The organism is Streptomyces doebereineriae, from assembly GCF_031845645.1.
In the GTDB taxonomy this organism is placed as follows: Bacteria; Actinomycetota; Actinomycetes; order Streptomycetales; family Streptomycetaceae; genus Streptomyces; species Streptomyces canus.
In genome coordinates this window covers 308,718-333,619 of sequence record NZ_JAVREZ010000003.1, presented here as the reverse complement: position 1 = coordinate 333,619, position 24,902 = coordinate 308,718, and the positions used below count along the sequence as shown (strand labels likewise).

The window sequence follows — 24,902 nt, the reverse complement described above, 5'->3', positions numbered from 1 at the left end:
CGGTGAATGGAGCTGAACGGGAGGGTCGTGGTCGTCACCGGCGGGACGCGTGGAGTCGGCGCCGGGATCGCCCGCTCCTTGGCGGAGGCGGGCGCCGAGGTCGTCGTCTGTGCGCGCAGACCGCCCGAAGTCCCGCCGCCGAAGACACGGTTCGCGAGGCTGGACGTCCGGGACGCGGACGCCGTACGGCAGTTCTTCGCCGACCTGCCGCGACTGGACGTACTCGTCAACAACGCGGGAGGAGCGCCCTATCGGCTGCTCGCCGACGCCGGCCCCGAACGGCACCTCCGCGTCCTGGAGTTGAACCTCCTCGCCCCGCTGACGGTGTCGCTGGCCGCGTACGAACACCTCAAACAGACCCGCGGCTCGATCGTCATGATCGGGAGCGTCAGCGGCGGCCGGCCCTCGCCCGGCGCGGCCGCGTACGGGGCGGCCAAGGCGGGCCTGGAGAACCTCGCCCGCTCGATGGCCGTGGAGTGGGCACCGGACGTGCGCGTCAACACCCTGGTCGTCGGCATGGTCCGCACCGAGCAGTCGCATCTGCACTACGGCGACGAGGACGGCATCGCCGCCGTATCCCGCACGGTCCCGCTCGGGCGCCTCGCCGAGCCGTCGGACGTCGGGGCGGCGGCCGTGTTCCTCGCCTCGGACGCCGCCGCGTACATCAGCGGGGCCTCGCTGCTGGTGCACGGCGGCGGGGAACGGCCGGCGTTCCTCGACGCCGCAACGGTCAACAAGGAGACGTGAACCATCAACAAGGAGACGTGAGATGACCGGAATCTGCGACGGCCGGGTCGTCGTCGTCACCGGCGCGGGCCGCGGACTCGGCCGCGCCCACGCCCTCGCCTTCGCCGCCGAGGGAGCACGGCTCGTCGTCAACGACCTCGGCGTCGGCCTCGACGGCACCCCGGGCCCCGACAACCCGGCTTCCCTCGTGGCCGAGGAGATCCGCGCGGCGGGCGGCGAGGCGGTCGCCCACGGTGGCGACATCGCCACGGCCGACGGTGCCGCGTCCCTCGTCCGGGCCGCCCTGGAGACGTACGGCCGCCTCGACACCCTCGTCAACAACGCCGGCTTCCTGCGCGACCGCATGCTGGTGAACCTCGACGAGGAGGACTGGGACGCGGTGACGCGGGTCCACCTGAAGGGCCATTTCCTGCCGCTGAAGCACGCGGCGGCACACTGGCGGACGGAGGCGAAGGCGGGACGCACGCCGACCGCCCGCATCATCAACACCAGCAGCGGAGCAGGCCTGTTGGGCTCGGTCGGACAGGGCAACTACAGCGCCGCGAAGGCCGGGATCGTCGCCCTCACCCTCGTCGCGGCGGCCGAACTCGCCCGCTACGGCGTCCAGGTCAACGCGATCGCCCCAGCGGCCCGGACGAGGATGACGGAGCAGACGTTCGCCGACACGATGGCCGCCCCGACCGACGGCTTCGACGTGATGGCCCCCCAGAACGTGTCACCGCTGGTGGTCTGGCTGGGCTCCGAGGCGAGCGCGGGAGTGACGGGCCGGGTCTTCGAGGCGGAGGGCGGCCGCATCACGGTGATGGAGGGCTGGCGGCCCGGCCCGACCGCCGACAAGGGGGCGCGGTGGGCCCCCGCGGAGGCGGGGGAAGCGACCCTGAAGCTGCTCGGCGAGGCGGAGGCGCCGGGTCCGGTGTACGGGGCGTGACCGGGTCCGCCACCCCTTCGTGCCCCTACGTGTCACACTCCAGAACCGTCCGGCACAGAGCACAGCGCGCCCGCACCCGCCCCCTCACCGGCACCCGGATCCGCTGATGACAGGTAGGGCAGGGAAACGACACCCGCAGGCGCCCGGGGCCGTCCGGGGTGAAGGTGTAGGGGACTCCCGGCTGAGGGCCGGGCGCGTGGCGACGGTCTCGCGCGTAGCGGCGCCGGCCCGCCCAGCCCGCCGCCGTGAGGGGTGGTTGCTCGGAGTCCTGGCGGGCCTGCGCCATCCCCTTCACATACGCCGTGTAGGCCTGCGCACTGGTGAACCACACCGAGGGGTCCTCCCCGAACACCATCGACCGCTTCGCCAGCACGTACCCGAACTCCTCCGGCGTGAGATACCCCAGCTTCTGCGACGACGCCGCGTCCTCCCGGTACGCGTCCAGCAGGAGCCACCCCGCCCCCAGGTACGTCGCCGCCGTGTCCGTGAGGATCTCGTTCTCGCGCACCCCCGGGAACGAGAGATCCAGCCGGTGCAGATACACGTGCATGACCTCGTGGGCCAGGGCCGCGCCGATGTCCCGCCGATGCGTGCGGAAACGGTCGTTCAGCTCGACGAAGTACTCCGGGCCCGCGGTGAGTTCGACGTTCGCCGCGTGGGTCATCTCCCGGAAACTGACCACGAACCGGGCGTCCGGCAGCCGGTAGTGCCGCACCAGCTCCCGGGCCACCCGCTGCACGCCGAGATAGAGATCGTCGGTGTCGCAGAACGCCACGTCCACCGGCGCCACACTCGTCGCGAACCTCTGGACGGTGTCGTAGGACAGCCGTTTGTAGAGCGCGTTGATCGACGCCCGCACCGTCTCCAGGTGCGGGTAGCCGTGCTGGACCGGTCCGTCGTTCGTCACGCCCGTACCCCCAAGACGCCCAGAACCCGACTCCACTCTACGAGGTCGTGAGCGGATTCTCGTGGGTCGGACCGGGCGCACGGAGCCGGAGCACGGTCCCGTTCGCCGGTGCCTCCTCCAGCTCCAGCACCCACACCTCGTTGCCGCCCTCCCGCAGCACAGGACCGGGCACGTACAGCGTCCGCTGCGGGCCCGCCGACCAGTACCGGCCGAGGTTGAAGCCGTTGACCCACACGAACCCCCGGGTCCAGCCCGGCAGCTCCAGCACCGCGTCCCCGGCGCCCCGCACGGACACCTCACCCCGGTACAGGCCCGGCACGCCTCCCCCCGCGACCTCCCGGAAGCCGATCCCGGTCACGGAGTCCAGCGCGTCCAGCCGCAGCCCCCGCGCCCGCACCCCGTGCAGGAACTGCCGCTCGTGCAGCAGCCCCCCGGTGATCCCCTTGCCCTCCCCGCTCCGGGGCCCGTAGTTGACCCGCCCCAGCGACTCCACCCACAGCTCCACGCGCGCGTGCCCCGCGACCGGCTCCTTGAGCTCGACGTCCTCCTCGGTGAGCACCCCGGCCCGTACCCCGTCGACATACACCACCGCGAGATCCCTGAGCCCCCGCGCGGTCAGCGGATACGGCTGCCGCGGCCCCGGCACGGTCACCTCGTACCGCACGAGCCCCCGGTCGACGTCCAGCTCCTCGAAGGTCGGCGGGACGGGGCCCTCGTGGGGCGGTCCGCCGCGTTCCTCCAGTACGGCGGACAGGGACGCCCACTCGGGCAGGTTCACGTCAGCGTCCGCCTCCAGCACCCCGGGCGCGGGCGGCAGGTCGGCCACCGGGCCGTACTGCGCCAGCACCTCACGGAAGCGCCAGAACTTCTCCGTCGGCCTGCCGTACTCGTCGATCGGCGCGTCGTAGTCGTACGACGTCACGTCCGGCTCCAGCGGACCGTCGTGCAGCGCGCCCCCGCCCCGGTTGGCGCCCGCCCAGCCGGCGAAGTTCGTGCCCCCGTGCGCCATGTAGAGGTTCACCGAGGCGCCGCACTCCAGGATCTCCCGCAGCGCCGCGGCCGCGTCCCCGGCCTCCCGTACGACATGCTCGCCGCCCCAGTGCTCGAACCAGCCGCACCAGAACTCCATGCACATCAGCGGGCCGTCCGGGCGGTACCGGCGCAGCGTCTCGAAGGCCGTCCGCGCGTCGGAGCCGAAGTTGACCGTGGCCAGGACGCCGAGAATCGAGCCGCCGGTGAGCATGTGGTCCTCGGGGCCGTCCGAGGTGAACAGCGGCACCGTGACACCCTCCGCGCGCAGCAGCTCCGCCAGCCGCAGCAGATACGCGGAGTCCGAGCCGTAGCTGCCGTACTCGTTCTCCGCCTGGACCATGATCACCGGGCCGCCGCGGTCGATCTGCCGCTCCACGACCTGGGGCAGCAGCCGCCGGAACCAGCGCTCCACCTGCCCCAGGTACACCTCGTCGCTCGTGCGCGCGTGACCCTTCAGCCAGTGCGGCAGACCGCCGTTCTCCCACTCCGCGCAGATGTAGGGACCCGGGCGGACGATCGCCCACAGCCCGGCCTCCCGGGCCGCGTCCAGGAACCGGCCCAGCGCCTCCACGTCCCGGAAGTCACCCGGGTGCGGCTCGTGCAGGTTCCACGGCACGTACGTCTCCACGCAGTTGAGGCCCATCGCCCGCAGCATCGCCAGCCGGTGCCCCCACTGGGCCTCGTGCACACGGAAGTAGTGCAGCGCGCCGGACAGCAGCCGCACCGGCCGTCCGTCCAGCAGGAAATCGGTTTCACCCACCGTGAACTCGCTCATAGGCTCCACCCTCACCACTGGCGGCGGCCAGGTCCATGGACAAAGATCGTCGCTGCTTGGACCGAAGCGCAGGCAAGGAGCGCGATGTACCACACGTGGATGCGGTTCCTCACGCCCAGCCCCGTCCATCACCGCCTGGGCCTGGTCTGCCTCGGGGTCGGACTCCAGTACGGCCCGCTGCCCACCGTCGGTCCCCGCACCCTCGACAGCCACGTCGCCGTCGTCATCAGCACCGGCACCGGGTGGTACGAGACTCCCGACGGCCGGCGCAGGACAGTCACCGCGCCCGCGCTGCTGTGGCTCACACCCGGAGTCCCGCACCACTACGCGCCCGACCCGGGGGCCGGCTGGGACGAGGGCTTCGTCGGCTTCACCGGGCCCGCCACCGCCACGTACACCGAACTGGGCTACATCGAGCCCGACCGCCCTGTCGTGGCCCTGTCCGACGCCACCGGACCGCGTGCGGTGATCGCCCGCATCGCTCGGGCCGCCCGCCGCGACAACCCCCTCCTGGAGGTGGAGACCGGCGCCGCCGTCCACGAACTCCTCGTCGCCCTGCGCCGCGCCCGCGCCGACCTCGCCCCCGACGGCGACCCGGTCCTCAAGGCCCTCGCCCGCGACGCCTTCAAAGCGATGTCGGTCGCCGACCACGCCGCCCGGCACGGCATGACCCTCGCCGAACTGCGCACCGCCGTCCGCCGGGGCGCCGGCTGCAGCCCCAAGGACTACCTCCTCGGCATCCGCCTGGGCCGCGCCAAGGAACTCCTCGCCGCCACCGAACTCCCCGTCGCCTCGATCGCCCGCCGCGTCGGCTACGACGACCCCGCCTACTTCTCCCGCCTCTTCACCCGCCGCGTCGGCATGGCCCCGGTCCGCTTCCGCGCCCAGGAGAGCCGGACGGTCCCCGGCGGCTGGAGCAACCAGGTACCGGATCCGGACGATCCGCCGCGGATCTGATCGGTCAGGTGCCTGGGTGGGCTGGTGTGCTGAGGATTTGGTGGCCGATGTTCCTGGTTGGGCCGGTCCGCCGGAGATCTGGTCGGCTGTGCTCCCGATCGGCCGATCCGCCTACGATCCGCTCACCCCGCGCCCGTAGGGTTGTCGCTCATGACCACCAGCAACACCGGATCCGGTGACGTCGACCCCGCAGTCCGCGAGGAGCTCGCCCGTCTGCGGGACAGCATCGACAACATCGACGCGGCCGTCGTCCACATGCTCGCCGAGCGCTTCAAGGCCACCCAGCAGGTCGGCCACCTCAAGGCCCGCCACCAGCTGCCGCCCGCCGACCCGGCCCGCGAGGCCCGCCAGATCGAGCGGCTGCGCACCCTCGCCGAGAACGCCAAACTCGACCCGGCCTTCGCTGAGAAGTTCCTGAATTTCATCATCGCCGAGGTGATCAGACACCACGAGCGCATCGCCGAGGACACCGTGAACGGCTCCACCCCACTGGCCAATTGACCTCGACCGACGCCCCGGGGAGGTGACACGGCGGCCCGCACGCGGCATGCTCCTCTGTGCACTCCTTGTCAGCCCGCGAGCACTCCGCGTCAGGACGCGGGCGTAGGCTGGCTGTCCGCGAGGGAGGGACGTCGAGCCATGCCTTCGGATGCCAAGATCCTCATCGTCGACGACCACGAGGACACCCTCTACGCCCTGGAGAGTGCCCTGGCCCCGCTGGGCTACCGGCTCGCCCGCGCCACCAGCGGGGACGAGGCCCTCAAGCAGGTGCTCCGGGGCCAGGTCGGCCTCCTGCTCCTCGACGTGCGGATGCCCGGCGTCAGCGGCCTCGACGTGGTCCGCTACATGCGGCGCCTGGAACAGACCCAGCACATCCCCGTCGTCCTGCTCACCGGCTTCGGCGCCGACCACGAACTGACCTCCACCGCCTTCGGCCTCGGCGTCGCCGACCTCGTGATGAAACCCATCGACCCCTGGGCGCTGCGCACCAAGGTCCGCTACCTCTTCGACGCCCACCGTCGCCACCTCGCCCTCGAACACGAGGTGCGGGAGCTACGCGCTCTCGTCAAGGGCCACGGCGAGAGCGACCAGGAGAGCGCCGCCCGCAGGCCCCTGCCCCACCCGGACGCCCGCGTACCGGTGCAGCGCGGACAAGGGGCGCACACCGGGGAGCTCGAACAGGACCGGACATAAGGCGTGTACCGATCCGCCTCTGTGAGTTGCCCGTCCCATCAGGCAGCATGTCCTGCATGTCCGTACTGACGCGCGACGAAGCGCAGACCCGTGCCAAGCTCCTCGACGTTGACCGTTACACCATCACGCTCGACCTCACCACCGGCGACGAGACCTTCGCATCCCGGACCGTCGTCCGGTTCACAGCGCGCGCCGAAGCGGACACCTTCGTCGAGCTCAAGCCGGCCGAACTGCGCGAGGCCACCCTCGACGGCCGCCCCCTCGACCCGGAAACCCTCGAGGACAACCGGCTGCCCCTCAAGGGCCTGACCGCCGGCGAGCACGAACTGCGCATCGACGCCGCCATGCGGTACTCCCGCACCGGCGAGGGCATGCACCGCTTCACCGACCCCACCGACGGCGAGACCTACGTCTACACCCAGCTGTTCATGGACGACGTCCAGCGCGTCTTCGCCGCCTTCGACCAACCCGACCTCAAGGCCGTCTTCGACCTGTCCGTGAAGGCCCCCGAGGACTGGACCGTCCTCGCCAACGGCATCACCTCCGACCTCGGCGACGGCCTCTGGCAGGCCGCCCCCACCCCCCTGATCTCCACCTACCTCGTCGCCGTCGCCGTCGGCCCCTGGCACTCCGTGCGCACCGAACACCGCGGCCTGCCCTTCGGGATCCACTGCCGCCGTTCCCTCGCGCCCTACCTCGACCCGGACGCCGACGAACTCTTCGAGATCACCCGGCAGTGCTACGACCGCTACCACGAGAAGTTCGAGGAGCCCTACCCCTTCGACTCCTACGACCAGGCGTTCGTCCCCGAGTTCAACGCCGGCGCCATGGAGAACCCCGGCCTCGTCACCTTCCGCGACGAGTTCGTCTACCGCTCCGCCGTCACCGACACCGAGCGCCAGACCCGCGCCATGGTCATCGCCCACGAGATGGCCCACATGTGGTTCGGCGACCTCGTCACCCTGCGCTGGTGGGACGACATCTGGCTGAACGAGTCCTTCGCCGAGTACATGGGCTACCAGACCCTCACCGAAGCCACCCGCTTCACCGACACCTGGGTCGACTTCGGCGTCATGCGCAAGGGCTGGGGCTACGACGCCGACCAGCGCCCCTCCACCCACCCCGTCGCCCCCGAGGAAGTCAACGACACCGCCTCGGCCCTCCTCAACTTCGACGGCATCTCCTACGCCAAGGGCGCCTCCGCACTCCGGCAACTGGTGACCTGGCTCGGCGAGAAGGACTTCCTCGCCGGCATCAACACCCACTTCGCCCGCCACAAGTTCGCCAACGCCACCCTCGCCGACTTCATCGACTCCCTCGCCTCCGCCACCGAACGCGACGTCCACGCCTGGGCCGACGCCTGGCTGCGCACCACCGGCGTCGACACCCTCAGGCCGACCGTCACCCGCGCCGAGGAAGGCACGTACACCCTCCAGGTCGAGCACAAGGGCAGCCGCCCGCACCGCATCGCCGTCGGCCTCTACGACCAGGACGTCGCCGACGAGGGCCGCCATCTCGTCCTGCGGGAACGCCTCGACCTCGACGTCCCCCAGAGCGACTCCCAGGGCCCGCTGCCCATCGGCAAGCGCCCCACCCTCCTGCTGCTCAACGACGGCGACCTCACCTACGCCAAGGTCCGCTTCGACAACGAGTCCTTCAAAGCGGTCACCGAGAGCCTCTCCGGCCTGCCCTCGCCGCTGACCCGCGCGGTCGTCTGGAACGCCCTCAGGGACGCCGTCCGCGACGGCGAACTCCCGCCCACCGCCTACCTGGAGACGGCCCGCGCCCACCTCCCGCACGAGACCGACCTCGCCCTCGTCCAGGGCGTCCTCGCCTTCGCCTCCACCTACGTCGCCGACCGCTACGTCACCCCCGAACAGCGCCCCGCCGCCCTCGCCACCCTCTCCTCCCTGTGCCGCGACCTCATCCGCCGCACCGAGGACGGCGACAACCCCGGCCTGCGCCTGATCGCCGTCCGCCACTGCATCAACGTCACCTCCCAGCCCGACACCATCGCCGCCTGGCTCGCCGACGGCACCGTCCCCGGCGGCCCCGAACTCGACCCCGAACTGCGCTGGCGCGTCCTCGCCCGCCTCGCCGTCCTCGGCGCCACCGACGAGACCGCGATCGCCGCCGAACTGGAACGCGACCCCTCGGCCACCGGCCAGGAAGGCGCCGCCCGCTGCCGCGCCGCCCTCCCCACCGAGGAGGCCAAGGCGCAGGCCTGGGAGGCGATGTTCAGCCACGACGAGCTCTCCAACTACCTGTTCACGGCCACCGCCCAGGGTTTCTGGCAGCCCGAACAGACCGAACTCGTACGGCACTACGTGCCCCGCTACTACGAGGACGCCGTCGCCCTCGCCGCCCGCCGTGGCCCCGCGATCGCCGACGCCGCCGGCCGCTGGGCGTTCCCCGACCACGCCATCGACGAGGACAACCAGGCCCTCGGCCAGGCCTGCCTGCGCGACGCCGACCCCATCCCCGCCCTGCGCCGCAAACTGATCGACCAACTCGACGACCTGGGACGCGCGTTGCGCGTGAGGCAGATGTAGAGCGGGTTTTCCCCGTACGGGAGTACCCCCTTTCGGGTCAGGATCGTTGAACTCTCCGGGCGCGCCCACGCAACCGCGTCCAAGCTGGAAGCCCCCAGCGCCCCCGGAGGTCGACGATGAACACGCCGCCCCTGGCCTCGGGCCCCGAAGGCCCGCCCTCGCTGCGCCCGCTGCTCGACACGGTCCTGGAGGCGCTGGGGGAGGGGGCGCGTGCGCGCGGGGGCCCACTCCCGGCGGGCGGGCCGGGGGCGGTCGCGTCACGGGTGCGCGATGCGCTGGGCGACGTACTCCCGGACGAGGGCGATCCGGACTCCCTACGGCACCTGGTGCGCGCCTTGGCGGAAGGCGCGGCGGACCCGGCGGACCCGCTCTGCGCGGCCCACCTGCACTGCCCGCCTCTCGCGGTGGCCGCAGCGGCAGACCTGGCTGTCAGCGTTCTGAATCCGTCGATGGACTCATGGGACCAGGCCCCGGCAGCCTCAGAGCTGGAGGCACTGGTAACACGAGCACTTGCAAACGAGGTCTACCTGGAGGTGCCCAGGGGCGCGGGGCTGCATCGATATGCGGCTCCGCCGCGGGGCGCGACCGGCCCCCACCGGCCCGCAGCCGACAACGACGCCCTGGTAACCACAGGCGGCACCGAGTCCAACCAACTCGCCCTACTCCTGGCCCGAGAGATCCAAGGCCCAGAGGTCCGACTCATCTGCGGAGCCAACGCCCACCACTCCCTCCCAAGAGCCGCCTGGCTACTGGGAATGCCGGCCCCCGTAATCATCCCCACCCCCACCGGCACCCTCGACCCCACCACCCTGCACACCGCCTTGCAAAGCGGCAGCGCCCCCGCACTCGTCGCCGCCACCGCAGGCACCACCGACACCGGGCAGATCGACCCCCTCCCCGAGATCGCCCACCTCTGCGCAGAACACCACGCCCGGCTGCACATCGACGCGGCCTACGGCGGAGGGCTCCTCTTCAGCGACCGCCACCGCGCCAAGCTCACCGGTCTGAGCGTCGCCGACACCGTCACCCTCGACCTGCACAAACTCGGCTGGCAGCCCGTCGCCGCAGGCCTTCTCGCCGTCCGCGACAAAAACGACCTCACCGCCCTCCACCAGCACGCCGACTACCTCAACGCCGACGACGACACCGAAGCCGGCCTCCCCGACCTCCTCGGCCGCTCCCTGCGCACCACCCGCCGCCCCGACATCCTCAAGATCGCCGTCACCCTGAAAACCCTGGGACGCACAGGACTCGGCGCACTGGTCGACCAAGTCTGCGAACGAGCACGGGAGTTCGCGCAGCTCGTCCACGACCACCCCGGATTCGAACTCCACGAACCCCCCACCATCAGCACGGTCCTCTTCCGACCGGCGAACGCCACCGACGACGCCGTAGCCGCCGTACGCCGAAAACTCCTCACCGACGGCCGTGCCGTCCTCGGCCGAGCCCGCGCAGCAGACCGGCTCTGGCTCAAGGTCACCCTCCTCAACCCCACCACCCGGCCGGCCGACCTCGCCGGACTCCTGCAACTCGTGGAAGGAACCACCCCCCGATGAACCCCCACCCCCCACACCACGAGCCCGACGCACCCCGCGACCTCGTCGGCATCGGCATCGGCCCCTTCAACCTCTCCCTCGCCGCCCTCGCCCAGCCCCTCACCGCACTCGACGCCGTCTTCTACGAACAGCGCCCCGCCTTCGGCTGGCACCCCGGGCTGCTCATCGACGGCGCCACCATCCAAGTCCCGTTCCTCGCCGACCTGGTGACCCTCGCCGACCCCGCCAGCCACTGGACCTTCCTCAACTACCTCAAGACCCGCGAGCGCCTCTTCCCCTTCTACTTCGCCGAGCGCTTCCACATCCAGCGCGCCGAATACGACGCCTACTGCCGCTGGGTCGCCGAGAACCTCCCCGGCCTCCACTTCCACCACCAGGTCGACGCCGTCCGCTTCAACCCCGAACGCGACGTCTTCGAAGTCGACTTCACCCAGCTCGACACCGACGGCGAAGCCGAAGCACTGGGCCGGACGTACACGAAGAACATCGTCCTCGGCATCGGCACCGAACCCCACGTACCCGAGCCCCTCAAACCCCTCGTCGAGACCCCCGGCGTGCCCGTCATCCACGCCACCGACTACCTCGCCCACCGCCAGACCCTCCTCGCCGCCGACCACATCACCGTCGTCGGCTCGGGACAGTCCGGCGCCGAGGTCTTCCTCGACCTGCTCCGCAACCGCCCCACCGGTCACGAAGGACTCCACTGGCTCGGCCGCACCGAAGCCTTCGCACCGATGGAGTACTCCAAACTCGGCCTCGAACACTTCACCCCCGACTACACCCGCTACTTCCACGCCCTCCCGGAAAGCGTCCGCGACCGCCTCGGCACCACCCAGTGGCAGCTTCACCGCGGCATCGACGCCGACACCATCGCCGCCATCCACGACGAGCTCTACCGCCGCACCCTGCACGGCGGCTGGCCCGACGCCGTCCTCACCCCCGGCGTCCGCGTCCGCACCGCGGGCAGAATCGCCACGACGAAGATCGAACTCCACCTGGAACACATCCAGCAGGGCACCCGCTCCCGCCTCACCACCGACGCCGTCGTCCTCGCCACCGGCCACCGCGAACGTCCCCTCGACCGCATCCTCGCCGGACTCGACCCCTACCTGCGCCGCGACAGCCGCGACCGCCCCCGCGTCGACGAACACTTCCGCCTCGTCCTCGACCCGTCCGTCACCGGCGCCGACTGCCACGTCTACGTCCAGAACGCCGAACGCCACACCCACGGCGTCGGCACCCCCGACCTCGGACTCGCCGCCTGGCGCAGCGCCACCATCCTCAACACCGTCACCGGCAAGGACGCCTACCCCCTCCCCGCCCGCACGGCCTTCACCACCTTCGGCCTCGAACACCGGCCCCAGATCCCACCCGCCCGGCAGGCCCCCACCCTCACCCCCCTGCTCGAGGGACGGTAAAAAACCGGCGGCGGCGGAAGAACCCGGCGACCGGCCCGGTTGGCTCCGACATGACGACCACCTGGACCGCCGCCCACCGTGCCGCCGCCATCAACCCCCGCGAAAACCTCGCCCTCTTCGAGTCCCGCGGCTTCACCGACCAGACCGTCCGCCAGTCCCTGCGCCTCGCCGGCGGCGGCGAGGCCGTCCGCATCCACCTGACCAACCGCTACGGCACCACACCCCTGGACATCGGCGGCGCCCACCTCGCCCTGCGCACCAAAGGCAGCGGCATCGACCCCGGCAGCGACACCCCGCTCCGCTTCTCCGGCGCCCCCACCGTCACCATCCCCGTCGGCGAGGAGACGATCAGCGACCCCGTCGAACTCCCCGTGAGCGCGGGCGAGGAACTCACCCTCAGCCTCTACCTGCCCGGCGACACCGGACCGACCACCTTCACCGCCATGCCCTACGACACCGGACACGCCGTCCCCGGCAACCAACTGTCCGCCGCCGTACTGGAAGACCCCGAGGAGTTCGCCACCGGCCACCTCCTCGCCGGCGCAGACGTCCTCGCCCCGGCCGGCACCCGCATCGCCGTCGCCTTCGGAGACTCCTGGATCGAAGGCGCCGCCACCACCCCCGGCACCGACAACAGCTTCCCCGGACAGCTCAACCGCCGCCTGACACGCGGCTGGACCGTCAACGCGGGCATCTCAGGCAACCGGCTCCTCACCGACGAGATCGGCGAACACCTCCTGGCCCGCATCGACCACGACGTCCTCGCCGTCCCCGGCGTCAGCCACGTCCTCATCCACATCGGGCTCAACGACCTCGGCCTGCCCGGCCACTTCGCCCACCCGGAACCCGCCGAAGGCCCCACCGCGGCCGAGTTCAAGGCCGGCCTCACCACCCTCGCCGACCGCCTCCACACCGCCGGACTCACCGTCATCGGCTCCACGATCGGCCCCTACAAGGGCACCGTCCACGACGGCTACGACACCCCGCACGGCCAGGCCGTACGCGCGCAGGTCAACGCCTGGCTGCTCGGCGACGACCACCCCTTCGACGGGATCGTGGACGTGGCCGCCGCCGTCGCGGACCCGGACCAACCCGACCGGATCCGCGACGAGTTCAACGCCGGAGACGGCCTCCATGTCAACGACGCCGGCGCCAAAGCCATCGCCGACGCCGTGGACGTCACCCTGCTGGACCTCTAGAACACAGGCGTTCCCTCGCGCGTCAGCCTCCAGTCCACCGACGCGAAGTCCTTCGGGTCCAGTACGCCCTTCGCGGTCACCCACTCCGCGATCCGCGTGCGGATCTCCGTCGACTCCGACCACACCTCGGTGGCGGAGGCCACGTGCGGAAACGCGCCGCCACCGTTCGCCCGGTAGTTGTTCACCGCGAACACGAACTTCTGGGCGTCGTCCAGCGCGGCACCGTTGTAGGTCAGGTTCTTGATCCGCGAACCGGCCGCCTGCGCGATGTCGATGTCGTACGACAGCCCCGACACGTAGTCGTAGTTGTAGTCCGGACGGTTGTTCGCGTTCGTCAGCTTCTCCACGTCCACCACCGCACCCGCCGCCGTCTGCACGAAGTACTCCGCCGAGTACTCCAGGTACGCCCTGAGCTGCGCACCCGTCAGCAGCTTCGCCACCAGCGTGTTGTCGTACACGTACAGACTGGACAGGTCCCGGATCGTCACATTGCCCGCCGGGATCTCCGAAGTCCGCGAGAACGGCGACGCCTGCGCGATCACGGGCAGCGAGGCGTACTCCGTGCCCGCCAGCGCCGCCCTGACCACATCCTCCTGGACCTTCGTGATCAGGTCGATGATCGGAGCGTCCTTGTAACGCGCCTCGACCGTCGTCAGCGTCTGCGTCGCCGTACCGACAACCTGGTTGACGTACTTCACCACCACGTCATGGTCGGCCTTCAACAGCTTGGTGATCTTCGGGTCGTCCGCCACCGAGTTCGAGTTCAGCACCTTGGACGACACCGACTCGACCGCCCAACGGCCCTTCGCGAAAACCAGCTCGATGTCGAACAGCGACAACCGCTCCGCATACGCCAACGGCTCCGACAACACGACCGTCTTCCCGGTCTTCGCGTTGGTGACCTTCAGCTCCGGAATCTCCACATGCGCATGCCCGACCAGAATCGCGTCGATCCCCGGCACCTGCTGCGCCACCAGCGCCGCCGAGTTCTCGACGTACGGCAGCTGGTCACCATACGACGACGTCCCCGACGAACCCGAGTGCGCCGACACGACCACCACGTCCGCACCCATCGACCGCAGCTTCGGCACCCACTTCGCCGCCTGCTCCTCAAGCCCCGGGAACGTCAACTTGCCCTGCACATAGGCCTTGTCCCAGATCGCGATACCCGGATTGGTCAGACCCAGCACCGCGACCTTCACCGGCGGCGCGCCCTTCACATGGAACTTCTTGATGAAGTACGGCGGGAAAGCGGGCCTCTGCGTCTTCGCGTCCAGCGCGTTCGCACCCAGCAGCGGGAAGTCGCACTGCTCCTCGAACTTCCGCAGCGTCTCGATGCCGTAGTTGAACTCGTGGTTCCCGAGCGCCACCGCGTCATACCCGATCGCGTTCATCGCCGCCGCCATCGGATGCACCGGACCACCCTTCGCGGTGATCGGGTCGACCTTCGCGTAGTAGTACGTCAGCGGCGTCCCCTGGATCGTGTCGCCCGCGTCGAGCAGCAGCGTGTTGCAGCGGCCCTTCTCCGCACGCACCTGGTTCACCAGCGTCGAGATCCGGGACAGCCCCTGCGCGTTGCCCGCCGAGTCCTTGTACTCCGCGTCCTTGAAGTAGTCCCAGTTGAAGACATGACCGTGCAGATCGGTCGTGCCCATCACCGTCAGGGAGTACCGCTTCTCGTGACCCATCTTCGCCTCCGCGGCCTGAGCCGCCGGAGCGCCCACGGCCCCCGCCAGCGCGACACCCGCACCGGTCACGGCGGACTTCTCCAGGAACTTCCTGCGGTTCAAGGGCATGTCTTGATCTCCTCGGGGAACGGTCAACAACGCGCGTAGATTCTGACCCGGTCATGCCCAACGGCAACAGGTCCCGCAGGTTTCGATCTGATGACCCCACCCGTGAAAACTGACAGAGTGGGGCGTTATGGCCACCGACTCCGTCCCCTACGGCACCCCCGACGCCCCCCGCATCGCCGTCCGCGGCGAGGCCCACCTCGAAGTCGACCCCGAGATCGCCCGCATCGGCGTCACCGTCGCAGCCCGCGGCAAGGACCGCCGCACCGCCCTCGACGACCTCACCCGCCGCAACACGAGCGTCCTGGACCTGCTGAAGTCCTACGGAGACGCAGTCGAGCGCCTGGAAACCGGCTCCTTCTCGGTCACCCCGGAACTCAAGGAACACGGCCGCGGCGAACGCGTCCACGCCTACCACGGCCGCGTCCACATCACGGCTGAACTGACCGACTTCACCGCACTGGGTGAACTCACCACCAGGCTGGCCGACCAGGAGTTGACGACGGTCGACGGCCCTTGGTGGGCCCTGCGCCGGGACTCACCCGCCTACCGCGAAGCCCGGCAACAGGCCGTACGGGAAGCGGTCCAACGGGCGAGGGAGTACGCGGAAGCGCTGGGCACGTCGCTGGCGGCCCTCGTCGAACTCGCCGACATCGGCGCCGAGGACCCCGAGCCGCGGTTCGTCGGCAAAGCGAGCCGCGCACGCTCCATGGCCTACGAGGCCGCAGCGGACACCTCAGCAGCCCCGCTCGACCTCGAACCCCAACGCCAACACGTCCACGCCCAGGTCAACGCACGCTTCACGATGGCACCACCGAGGCTGTGAGCGACCGCTCTGATTTGCAAACGAAATGCTCATCAGAGCGGGATGGTGCACACTTCAACGCTTGTCAACAGCCCTTCACCCAAAGGTTGTTGAGTGGACATGCCTCCCCAATTCCCTACCCGCCGGTAAGGTCTAGGGTCGAAACATGCGCCGAGCAAAGATCGTCTGCACCCTGGGCCCCGCCACCCACTCGTACGACCAGATCAAAGCCCTGGTCGACGCAGGAATGGACGTAGCCCGCTTCAACCTCAGCCACGGCAGCTACGCCGAACACGAGGAGCGCTACCACCACGTCCGCAAGGCCGCCGACGAGACCGGCCGCAGCGTAGGCCTCCTCGCCGACCTTCAAGGCCCGAAGATCCGCCTCGGCCACTTCACGGAGGGGCCCGTACTCCTTGAACGCGGCGACACCTTCACCATCACGGTGGAGGAGGGCGCGCAGGGGGACCAGCGGTCCTGCGGGACGACGTACGGCGGACTCGCCGAGGATGTTGCCGTGGGTGAGCGCATCCTCGTCGACGACGGCAAGGTCTGCTTGGAGGTCACGTCGGTGGAGGGCCCACGCGTCCACACCAGGGTGATCGAAGGCGGCATGGTCTCCGACCACAAGGGCCTCAACCTCCCGGGCGTGGCGGTCTCCGTCCCCGCCCTCTCCGTCAAGGACGAGGAGGACCTCCGCTGGGCCCTGCGCATGGGCTTCGACGTGATCGCGCTGTCCTTCGTACGGTCGGGTCGCGACATCAAGGGCGTCCACCGGATCATGGACGAGTCGGGGCGCCGGCTGCCGGTGATCGCCAAGGTGGAGAAGCCGCAGGCGGTAGAAGAGATCGACGACATCGTGGCCGCGTTCGACGGGATCATGGTGGCGCGCGGTGACCTGGGCGTGGAGATGCCGCTGGAACAGGTGCCGATCGTCCAGAAGCGGGCGATCAAACTGGCCAAGCGGAACGCCAAGCCGGTGATCGTGGCGACGCAGATGCTGGACTCGATGATCGAGAACTCGCGCCCCACGAGGGCCGAGGCATCGGACGTCGCGAACGCGGTGATCGACGGCACGGACGCGGTGATGCTGTCGGGGGAGACGAGCGTCGGGAAGTACGCGGTCGAGACGGTCCGGACGATGGCGAAGATCGTGGAGGCGGCGGAGGAGGACATCCTCGCGAAGGGGCTGCCGCCGCTGACAGAAAGCAACAAGCCGCGGACGCAGGGCGGGGCGGTGGCCCGGGCGGCGGCGGAGATGGGCGACTTCCTGGGCGCGAAGTTCCTGGTCGCGTTCACGCAGAGTGGGGACACGGTGAAGCGGTTGTCCCGGTACCGGTCTCCGATCCCGCTGCTGGCGTTCACTCCGGAGCCTGCAACCCGCTCGCAGCTGAGTCTCACGTGGGGTGTGGAGACGTTCCTCGGCCCGCATGTCGAGTCCACGGACGCGATGGTGGACCAGGTGGACGAGCTGCTGCTGAAGTACGGCCGCTGCGAGAAGGGCGACGTGGTCGTGATCACGGCCGGCTCACCGCCCGGGGTGTCGGGGTCGACGAACCTGGTCCGGGTACACCACATCGGCGAGGACGACAGTCCCAAGTAGTCGGGGTCAGTGCTTGGGGCCTACGTGGGTGTCCATGAGGGCTACTGAGGCTTTGCGGGCGATCGAGATATTGAACGGGTCGCTGCCGCGAGCGAGGGTGGTCCACTCGACACCGACCTTGTCGAGAGTGTCGGTGAAGAGCCGCCGGATGTCGTCGGACTTGTTGGAGAAGAAGTACCGGGGGTATTCGTAGCGCTTGCGTTCACCGGCTACGAGGCGAGTGGTCCAGTTGGTGATGCGGCAGCCGTCGGAGTGGATGAGGCCACGGATGAACTCCCAGGGGTGGGCGTCGACGATGGCCTGCTGCCAGGGTTCGAGGGCGATGTGGCGCTCGTGCTTCTTGCCGGGGCCGTGCTGGGGGAACATGCAGTGCAGGTGCTTCGAGTAGACCTTCACATTGCGGCAGCCGGTCTTGCGGACGCGGCAGACGGCGTTGTCGGGAAACACCTTGCGCATGGCTTGTTCGCAGGCGTCCATCAGGCCGGGCCAGGATTCGTCGCACGTGATCATGAGGTTGGGCACCCTGTGCTCGGAGTAGCGGCTGATATGGCCGTCGCCCAAGTAGAGGCCGAGCAAGTAGGTGTATGCCGCTGTGTCGAGGTCTCTGCCATCGCATCGCGGGCACTTCGGGTCGTGTTTCCCCGGGCACTCTCCGCGCTTCGCCCGGTCCAGGTGTTTCCAGTAGGCGATGGTGCCGGGTGGAACGCTGAACTTCCGAGCGACTTCTGCGTTTCTGGCGCCGCCACGGAGCAGTGCCAGCGCTTTCTGTCGAACCTCAGTGCCGTGAAAGTTCATACGGCTACTCTGAGTGAGTGATCGCGACTGTGCGCAGCAAAAAGCGGATGTTCACGAGAACGTGGACATCCGCTTACGGTGCCGGGTATGGGATTCGAACCCACACGTCCTTTCGGACAGAGGTGTTTGAGACCTCCGCGTCAGCCAGTTGCGCCAACCCGGCTTAAGTGCTGTTGGGGAGTGTACCGGGTGACCGTACTGACTCGCAGCTAGGTAGGCTCTTGGGAGCAGTACCCCGCCCCTGAACGAGGAGCCCCCGTGACCGCCCCCGAGTCGCCCCAGCCCGTAGACGCGCCCGACGACGACAAGTCGCACGTGCCTCCGCTGACGACCCGTGTCGTCATTGCCGAGGACGAGGCCCTGATCCGGCTCGACCTCAAAGAGATGCTGGAGGAAGAGGGCTACAGCGTCGTAGGCGAGGCCGGTGACGGTGAGCAGGCCGTCGAGCTCGCCCGTGAGCACAAGCCGGACCTCGTCATCCTTGACGTGAAGATGCCCAAGCTGGACGGCATCTCCGCGGCCGAGAAGATCGCCGAGGAGCGGATCGCCCCGGTGCTGATGCTCACCGCCTTCTCGCAGCGGGACCTGGTGGAGCGGGCCCGTGACGCCGGTGCCATGGCCTACCTGGTCAAGCCCTTCAGTAAGAGTGATGTCGTGCCGGCGATCGAGATGGCTGTCTCGCGGTTCACGGAGCTCAGGGAGCTGGAAAACGAGGTCGCGGACCTCACCCTGCGCCTGGAGACCCGCAAGCTCGTCGACCGGGCGAAGTCGATTCTTCAGACGTCGTACGGGCTGACGGAGCCCGCCGCGTTCCGGTGGATCCAGAAGACCTCGATGGACCGGCGCATGTCGATGCAGCAGGTCGCCGAGGCCGTGATCCAGGACGCGGACGAGAAGAAGGCCAACAAGGGCTGAACCCCGGCGGCCACAAAAGACCAAGGCCCGCGTCCCCAGCAGGGGGCGCGGGCCTCGTCGTAGGGCCGGAGAATCAGTCTTCGCCGAGGTATGCCTTGCGGACCGACTCGTCGTGGAGGAGGTCTTGTCCGGTGCCGGACAGGACGATGTTGCCGACTTCCATGACGTGTCCCTGGTCGGCGAGCGAGAGTGCCGCCTGGGCGTTCTGCTCGACGAGGAGGATCGTCGTGCCCTGGGACTTCAGCTCGACGATGGTCGACATGATCTTCTGCATCATGATGGGGGAGAGGCCCATGGAGGGCTCGTCGAGCATCAGGAGCTTGGGCTGGGACATGAGCGCGCGGCCCATGGCCAGCATCTGCTGTTCGCCGCCGGAGAGGGTGCCTGCCGCCTGGTTGCGGCGTTCGCCGAGGATGGGGAAGAGCTCGTAGGTGCGCTGTACGTCCTTCTCGATGCCCTCCTTGTCCTTCCTGAGGAACGCTCCGAGCTGGAGGTTCTCGAAGATCGTCAGGCGGGGGAAGATGTGCCGGCCTTCGGGGGAGTGGGCGAGTCCGAAGGAGACGATCTTGTGGGCGGGGATGCCGCTGAGGGGCTTGCCGTCGAAGAGGATCTTGCCGGCCGTGGGCTTCAGCAGCCCGGACAGGGTCCTCAGCGTGGTGGTCTTGCCGGCGCCGTTGGTGCCGATGAGGGTGACGACCTGTCCGGCTTCGACGCTGAAGGAGATGCCTTTGACGGCTTCGATCTTGCCGTAGGAGACCCGGAGGTCCTCGACTTCGAGGAGTGCGGTCACTGGGCTTCTCCCTTGGTGCCGGTGGTGCTCTGCGCTTCGGCCGCGTCGACCTCGGCGGCTTCCGCCGCGCCGGGGTCGCCGTCGAAGGGCTCGCCGAGGTAGGCGGCGATGACGCGTTCGTCGGCCTGGACGACGTCGGAGGTGCCTTCGACGAGTTTTTCGCCCTGGACGAGGACGGCGACGCGGTCGGAGAGGTTGAAGACGAAGCGCATGTCGTGCTCGATGAGGAGGACGGCGATGCCCTTGTCGCGGATGGCGAAGACCAACTCTTCGGTGGCGCGCGTCTCTTGGGGGTTCATGCCGGCGGTGGGCTCGTCCAGGAGGAGCAGGCCGGGCTCGGAGGCGAGGGCGCGTGCGATCTCCAGCTTGCGCTGTTCGCCGTAGGGGAGGTTGCGGGCGAGGTGGTCGCGCTTGGCTTCCAGGCCGATGAACTCGAGGAGTTCCATGGCGCGTTCCTCGCTGGCCTTCTCCGCCTTCTTGAAGCCGGGGCCGCGGAGCAGTGCCGACCAGAGGCCTTCCTTGGTCCGCGTGTGGCGGCCGACGAGGACGTTCTCGAGGACCGTCATGTTGGCGAACAGGCGGATGTTCTGGAAGGTGCGGGCGATGCCGGCCTGGGTCACCAGGTGGGGCTTGGGCGGGAGGACGGTGCCCTTGTAGGAGACCGTGCCTTCCGTGGGGACGTACAGGCCGGTGAGGCAGTTGAAGAAGGTGGTCTTGCCGGCGCCGTTGGGGCCGATGAGGCCGACGATCTCGCCGGAGTTGACGGTGAAGTCGACCGAGCGGACGGCGGTGAGGCCGCCGAAACGCATGGTGACGTTGCGGGCTTCGAGTACAGGTGTCGTCATGATGCTCACGCCCCCGCCTTGGTGACGGCGGCCGGTGGGCCGGACAGCGTCGTTTGTTCTGGGATGTCGAGTTGGCCGGTCTCGTGGAATTCGAGTTGGTTGCGGCGGTTGGCGATGATGCCTTCGGGGCGGAAGCGCATCAGCAGGATGAGGGCGATGCCGAAGGCGAGGAGCGACTTGTCCTGGAGGAAGACGAGCTTCTCCGGGAGCAGGTAGAGCAGGGCGGCGCCGAGGATGGGGCCGGCGACGGTGCCCATGCCGCCGAGGACGACCGCGGCGAGCAGGAAGGCGGAGTTCGGGGGCGTGGAGCCGGCGAACTGGTACGGCGTCGGGACGACGCTGTAGGTGACGTGGGCGCTGACGGTGCCGGCGAGGCCGGCGAGGGTGGCGCCGAGGGCGAAGGCGATGAGTTTGACGCGGAAGCCGTTGATGCCCATGGCGGTGGCGGCGGTTTCGTCTTCGCGGATGGCGATCCAGGAGCGGCCGATGCGGGAGTCGGCGGCGCGGGTGTAGACCAGGACCACGATGGCCATGATCAGCACCATGAGCAGGTAGTAGTTGGCGAAGCGGCCGAGGGTGAAGCCGCCGACGTCGTGGGCTTCGCCGAGGTTGAACCCGAGGAGTTTGAGGTCCGGGATGGCCGGGATTCCGTTGGGTCCGTTGGTGAGGTCGGGGCCGGAGTCGCCGTCCATGTTGTTGACGGCGATGCGGAAGATTTCTCCGAAGCCGAGGGTGACGATGGCGAGGTAGTCGCCGCGCAGTCGCAGGGTGGGGGCGCCGATGAGGACGCCGAAGACGAGCGATGCGGCGGCGCCGGTGAGGGCGGCGGCCCAGAAGGGGAAGTGGACGCCGGAGAAGCGGGAGAACTCGGAGCCGGAGACGAGGGCGGCGGTGTAGGCGCCGACGCCGAGGAAGGCGACGTATCCGAGGTCGAGGAGGCCCGCGAGGCCGACGACGATGTTGAGGCCCAGGGCGACGGTCCCGAAGATCAGGATGTTGACGCCGATGTTGGCGTAGTGGTCGTTGGTCTGGGTGAAGGGGAACGCGATCGCGGCGGCGAAGCCCATGGCGAGCGTGAAGCTGCGGTTGCGGGCGACGATCCGGGAGAAGCGGTCGTTGAGGCCTGCGGTGTGCAGGGCCCAGACGGCGAAGACGACGACGATGAGGTAGCCGACGAAGAGTTCGCCGTACTCGGTGTCGATGCCGTAGGTGAAGACGGCGAGTCCGACGATCGTGGCGATCGTGATGATCGCGCGCTCGAGCCAGGGGCTGAGGGGCTGGGCGGGGGGGATGCCGTCGGGCTTGGCGAGGTACGCCTTGAAGTTCTCCTTGGCGCTCGCGGTGCGAGGCTCGGGGAGGGCGAAGGCGCCGATGACCGGCAGGAGGGAGGCGATGGCCGCGACCCAGCCGCCTGGTTCGAGGTTGGCGAGTCCGCCGAGTTCGGCGGCGATCGAGACGATCGTGTACCAGGTGACGCCGAAGGCGCCGAGGGCGGTGAGCACCAGGGGCGCGTTGTTGCGGGCGGGTATGAGGCCGCCGAGTCCGCGTATGCCGTAGGAGGCGAGGGCGAACAGGGTGGTGAGGATGCCGGCGATGAAGGTCAGCCATTGGAGGCCGCCGGGGTAGCCGGTGATGGTGAGGTCGCCGGGGAACTCGCTGGTCCAGGTCCAGGCGAGGAAGGCGGAGGCGGCGGTGGCGATGCCTCCGGCGAGGAGGAGCGCGCGGGCCGCGGCGAGGGGCAGCGGGACCAGGCCGCGAGTGGTGGTGTCGGTCATCGTGATCACGCCCTGTCCGCTACGCGTTCGCCGAGTAGGCCTTGTGGCCTGACGAGGAGGACGATGATGAGCAGGCAGAAGGCCCAGACGTCCTTCCAGGAGCCGCCGCCGAAGAGGTGCATGCCGGGGATGTCGTCGATGTAGGCGGAGGCGAGGGTCTCGGCGACGCCGAGGACGAGGCCGCCGAGCATGGCGCCGTAGATGTTGCCGATGCCGCCGAGGACGGCTGCGGTGAAGGCCTTGAGGCCCATCAGGAAGCCCATGCGGTAGTCGATGCTGCCGTACTTGAGGCCGTAGGCGACGGCGGCGACGGCGGCGAAGAACCCGCCGATGGCGAAGGCGATCACGATGATGCGGTTGGTGTCGATGCCCATGAGCTGTGCGGTGTCCGGGTCCTGGGCGGTGGCCTGCATGGCGCGGCCGGTGCGGGACTTGCGGACGAAGAACGCGAGGGCGGACATGCAGACGATGGCCGCGACCACGAGGAAGATGTCGGCGTCCTTGATGGTGACGGAGCCTATGTCGTGGGTGCCGTCGAGGCCGGGGAAGGCGACGGCGCGGTCGGCGCGGGGGTAGAAGTTGCGGACGACTTCCTGGAGGGCCAGGGAGAGACCGATCGCGGTGATGAGCGGTGCGAGCCGTGGGGCTCCGCGCAGGGGCCGGTAGGCGAACCGTTCCGCTCCGACGGCGATGAGGATGGCGACTATTCCGCCGCCTATCAGCATCAGGGGGACGGCGAGAGCCATAGAGGTGCCGTCGGGCAAGAGGTAGAAGTAGACCGTGAAGGCGCCGAAGGCCCCGGTCATGAAGATCTCGCCGTGCGCGAAGTTGATGAGCTGGACGATGCCGTACACCATCGTGTAGCCGATGGCGATCAGCCCGTACATCGAGCCCAGAAGCAGCCCGTTGGCCAGCTGCTGCGGCAGGGTGTTCACCGCGTGGCCTCCATTGTCGCTGGTGGTCGTGTGCACATATCGCGTGCTGGGGTGGGGTGTGGCAAGGGCCGCGCGGTCGGGGTCCCCTCCCGCGCGGCCCGTCGTGGTGTTGCTGTGCGCTGCTGGGCCTGGCCTAGCCGAGGTCGGCGGTGCCGGTCTTCACAGCCTTCCACGCACCCTTGGTGACCTGGTAGACGGTCAGCTGCTTGTTGGTGGTGTCGCCGTACTGGTCGAAGGCGACCTTGCCGGAGATGCCTTCGAAGTCGGACTTCTGGACGCCGTCGACGACGGAGGAGCGCAGGGCGTTGATGTCGCTGGGGACCTTGCCGTCGTTGGCGTCGACGGCGGCCTTCACGGCCTTGATGATGGCGGTGGTGGCGTCGTAGGAGTACGCGCCGTAGGCGCCGTAGTCACCCTTGTAGCCCTTGGACTTGTACGTCTCGATGAACGTCTTGGCGGCGGGCAGGGTGTCGGCGGGGACGCCGACGGCGGTGGCGAGGTCGCCCTCGGAGGCGGTGCCCGCGGTCTCGATGTAGGTGGAGGCGAACATGCCGTCACCGCCGAAGAGCGGGACCTTGACTCCGCCGCCCTTGAGCTGCTTGGTGATCAGGGAGGACTCGTCGTACTGGCCGCCGTAGTAGAGCAGGTCGGCGCCGGAGTTCTTGACCTTGGTGACGAGGGAACCGAAGTCCTTGTCGCCGGTGTTGACGTGGTCGGTGCCGACGACGGTGCCGCCGAGCTTCTTGAACTGCTCGTTGAAGATCTTCGCGAGGCCGGCGCCGTAGGTCTGCTTGTCGTCGACGACGAAGACCTTCTTCTTCTTGAGGCCGTTGAACGCGTAGTCGGCGGCGAAGCTGCCCTGGAGCTCGTCTGTGGTGGCGGTGCGGAAGTACGTCTTGTACGGCCGCTTCTTGTCCGTCTGCCAGTTCTTGCCCTGGGTCAGCTCGGGGTTGGTGTTCGAGGGGGAGATCTGGACCATGTTGGCCGAGGCGAAGACCTGCTGCATCGTCTGGGCGACGCCGGAGTTCAGCGGGCCGACGGCGCCGACGGCGGTCTTGTCGCCGGTGATGGTGGTGGCGTTCGACTGACCGGTGGCGGGCTGCGCCTTGTCGTCGTAGGCCTTCAGTTTGAAGGTGACGCCGGGGACGAGCTTGTTCTTGTTGGCGTCGTCGACGGCGATCTGGGCGCCGTACTGGATGCCGAGACCCGTGGTGGAGTTCTCGCCGGAGAGCGGGGCGTCCACGCCGATCGTCAGGGTGGTGCCACCCCCGCCTTCGCTGTCGCCGCCACTGTCGTCTCGGGAGCCGCAGGCGGTGAGCGTCAGAGCTCCAGTCGCGAAGACGGAGGTCAGTATCACCATGGAACGTCGCACAATCAGTCC

At 69.2% G+C, this 24,902-nt stretch carries 21 protein-coding genes and 1 tRNA gene; 12 read left to right on the top strand and 10 right to left on the bottom strand.

The window, feature by feature from the left end; translation table 11 throughout:
- The first annotated feature begins 6 nt into the window (after positions 1 to 6).
- On the top strand, positions 7 to 747 hold the full coding sequence (locus RNB18_RS11105) for an SDR family oxidoreductase (protein WP_311713946.1): 741 nt from the start codon (positions 7 to 9) through the stop codon (positions 745 to 747).
- Positions 748 to 769: 22 nt separating this feature from the next.
- Positions 770 to 1,675 (top strand): SDR family oxidoreductase, encoded by a 906-nt coding sequence (locus tag RNB18_RS11100; protein ID WP_311713945.1) that lies wholly within the window; start codon positions 770 to 772, stop codon positions 1,673 to 1,675.
- A 25-nt stretch (positions 1,676 to 1,700) separates the two neighbouring features.
- Here the strand turns inward: RNB18_RS11100 and RNB18_RS11095 are convergent, their stop codons facing one another.
- Both RNB18_RS11095 and RNB18_RS11090 read right to left on the bottom strand, forming a co-directional pair.
- Positions 1,701 to 2,582, bottom strand: a complete 882-nt coding sequence (locus RNB18_RS11095) for a hypothetical protein (protein WP_311713944.1) — start codon at positions 2,580 to 2,582, stop codon at positions 1,701 to 1,703.
- 37 nt (positions 2,583 to 2,619) lie between these two features.
- Entirely contained in the window at positions 2,620 to 4,389 is a 1,770-nt protein-coding gene (locus RNB18_RS11090) for a glycoside hydrolase family 35 protein (protein ID WP_311713943.1), read from the bottom strand.
- An 84-nt stretch (positions 4,390 to 4,473) separates the two neighbouring features.
- Between RNB18_RS11090 and RNB18_RS11085 the strand changes: the two genes are divergently transcribed.
- The 7 genes from RNB18_RS11085 to RNB18_RS11055 all read left to right on the top strand — a co-directional run bounded on the left by RNB18_RS11085 (position 4,474) and on the right by RNB18_RS11055 (position 13,265).
- Positions 4,474 to 5,346, top strand: coding sequence for a helix-turn-helix domain-containing protein (locus RNB18_RS11085; RefSeq protein WP_311713942.1), 873 nt, complete (start codon positions 4,474 to 4,476; stop codon positions 5,344 to 5,346).
- Between the two features lie 150 nt (positions 5,347 to 5,496).
- Complete coding sequence (locus RNB18_RS11080) at positions 5,497 to 5,847, top strand: chorismate mutase (RefSeq protein ID WP_059206094.1); 351 nt, start codon at positions 5,497 to 5,499, stop codon at positions 5,845 to 5,847.
- Between the two features lie 138 nt (positions 5,848 to 5,985).
- Positions 5,986 to 6,540: a response regulator gene (locus RNB18_RS11075; protein ID WP_311713941.1), complete on the top strand. Its 555-nt coding sequence runs from the start codon at positions 5,986 to 5,988 to the stop codon at positions 6,538 to 6,540.
- 56 nt (positions 6,541 to 6,596) lie between these two features.
- A complete protein-coding gene (pepN, locus tag RNB18_RS11070) occupies positions 6,597 to 9,092 on the top strand; it encodes an aminopeptidase N (RefSeq protein ID WP_311713940.1) in 2,496 nt (831 codons plus the stop codon).
- Between the two features lie 116 nt (positions 9,093 to 9,208).
- A complete protein-coding gene (locus RNB18_RS11065) occupies positions 9,209 to 10,648 on the top strand; it encodes a pyridoxal phosphate-dependent decarboxylase family protein (RefSeq protein ID WP_311713939.1) in 1,440 nt (479 codons plus the stop codon).
- Positions 10,645 to 12,066: a lysine N(6)-hydroxylase/L-ornithine N(5)-oxygenase family protein gene (locus RNB18_RS11060; protein ID WP_311713938.1), complete on the top strand. Its 1,422-nt coding sequence runs from the start codon at positions 10,645 to 10,647 to the stop codon at positions 12,064 to 12,066. Before RNB18_RS11065 ends, RNB18_RS11060 begins: the two co-directional genes overlap by 4 nt.
- 50 nt (positions 12,067 to 12,116) lie before the next feature.
- Positions 12,117 to 13,265, top strand: a complete 1,149-nt coding sequence (locus tag RNB18_RS11055) for a GDSL-type esterase/lipase family protein (protein WP_311713937.1) — start codon at positions 12,117 to 12,119, stop codon at positions 13,263 to 13,265.
- Here RNB18_RS11055 and RNB18_RS11050 read toward each other — a convergent pair.
- Positions 13,262 to 15,061, bottom strand: coding sequence for a bifunctional metallophosphatase/5'-nucleotidase (locus tag RNB18_RS11050; RefSeq protein ID WP_311713936.1), 1,800 nt, complete (start codon positions 15,059 to 15,061; stop codon positions 13,262 to 13,264). The two genes, RNB18_RS11055 and RNB18_RS11050, sit on opposite strands and share 4 nt — an antisense overlap.
- 127 nt (positions 15,062 to 15,188) lie before the next feature.
- Between RNB18_RS11050 and RNB18_RS11045 the strand changes: the two genes are divergently transcribed.
- Together RNB18_RS11045 and pyk are read left to right on the top strand one after the other, a co-directional pair.
- A complete protein-coding gene (locus RNB18_RS11045) occupies positions 15,189 to 15,884 on the top strand; it encodes an SIMPL domain-containing protein (RefSeq protein ID WP_311713935.1) in 696 nt (231 codons plus the stop codon).
- Between the two features lie 145 nt (positions 15,885 to 16,029).
- The gene (gene pyk / locus RNB18_RS11040) at positions 16,030 to 17,466 is read left to right on the top strand and encodes a pyruvate kinase (protein WP_311713934.1); all 1,437 of its coding nucleotides are present in this window, start codon (positions 16,030 to 16,032) and stop codon (positions 17,464 to 17,466) included.
- Positions 17,467 to 17,472: 6 nt separating this feature from the next.
- Here pyk and RNB18_RS11035 read toward each other — a convergent pair whose 3' ends face one another.
- A complete protein-coding gene (locus tag RNB18_RS11035; protein WP_311713933.1) occupies positions 17,473 to 18,261 on the bottom strand; it encodes a helix-turn-helix domain-containing protein in 789 nt (262 codons plus the stop codon).
- Between the two features lie 79 nt (positions 18,262 to 18,340).
- Positions 18,341 to 18,424, bottom strand: a tRNA-Leu gene (locus RNB18_RS11030).
- Between the two features lie 95 nt (positions 18,425 to 18,519).
- On the opposite strand from RNB18_RS11030, the gene RNB18_RS11025 reads away from it, so the two are divergent.
- Positions 18,520 to 19,176, top strand: a complete 657-nt coding sequence (locus RNB18_RS11025) for an ANTAR domain-containing response regulator (RefSeq protein WP_031041938.1) — start codon at positions 18,520 to 18,522, stop codon at positions 19,174 to 19,176.
- A 73-nt stretch (positions 19,177 to 19,249) separates the two neighbouring features.
- Here the strand turns inward: RNB18_RS11025 and RNB18_RS11020 are convergent, their stop codons facing one another.
- From RNB18_RS11020 to RNB18_RS11000, 5 genes are all read right to left on the bottom strand, one after another.
- A complete protein-coding gene (locus RNB18_RS11020; RefSeq protein WP_057618431.1) occupies positions 19,250 to 19,966 on the bottom strand; it encodes an ABC transporter ATP-binding protein in 717 nt (238 codons plus the stop codon).
- Positions 19,963 to 20,811: an ABC transporter ATP-binding protein gene (locus RNB18_RS11015; RefSeq protein WP_311713932.1), complete on the bottom strand. Its 849-nt coding sequence runs from the start codon at positions 20,809 to 20,811 to the stop codon at positions 19,963 to 19,965. Before RNB18_RS11015 ends, RNB18_RS11020 begins: the two co-directional genes overlap by 4 nt.
- A gap of 5 nt (positions 20,812 to 20,816) precedes the next feature.
- Positions 20,817 to 22,586, bottom strand: coding sequence for a branched-chain amino acid ABC transporter permease (locus RNB18_RS11010; RefSeq protein ID WP_311713931.1), 1,770 nt, complete (start codon positions 22,584 to 22,586; stop codon positions 20,817 to 20,819).
- 5 nt (positions 22,587 to 22,591) lie between these two features.
- Complete coding sequence (locus RNB18_RS11005; protein WP_057618429.1) at positions 22,592 to 23,521, bottom strand: branched-chain amino acid ABC transporter permease; 930 nt, start codon at positions 23,519 to 23,521, stop codon at positions 22,592 to 22,594.
- A 133-nt stretch (positions 23,522 to 23,654) separates the two neighbouring features.
- Positions 23,655 to 24,881, bottom strand: a complete 1,227-nt coding sequence (locus RNB18_RS11000) for a branched-chain amino acid ABC transporter substrate-binding protein (RefSeq protein WP_311713930.1) — start codon at positions 24,879 to 24,881, stop codon at positions 23,655 to 23,657.
- Between the last annotated feature and the right edge of the window lie 21 nt (positions 24,882 to 24,902).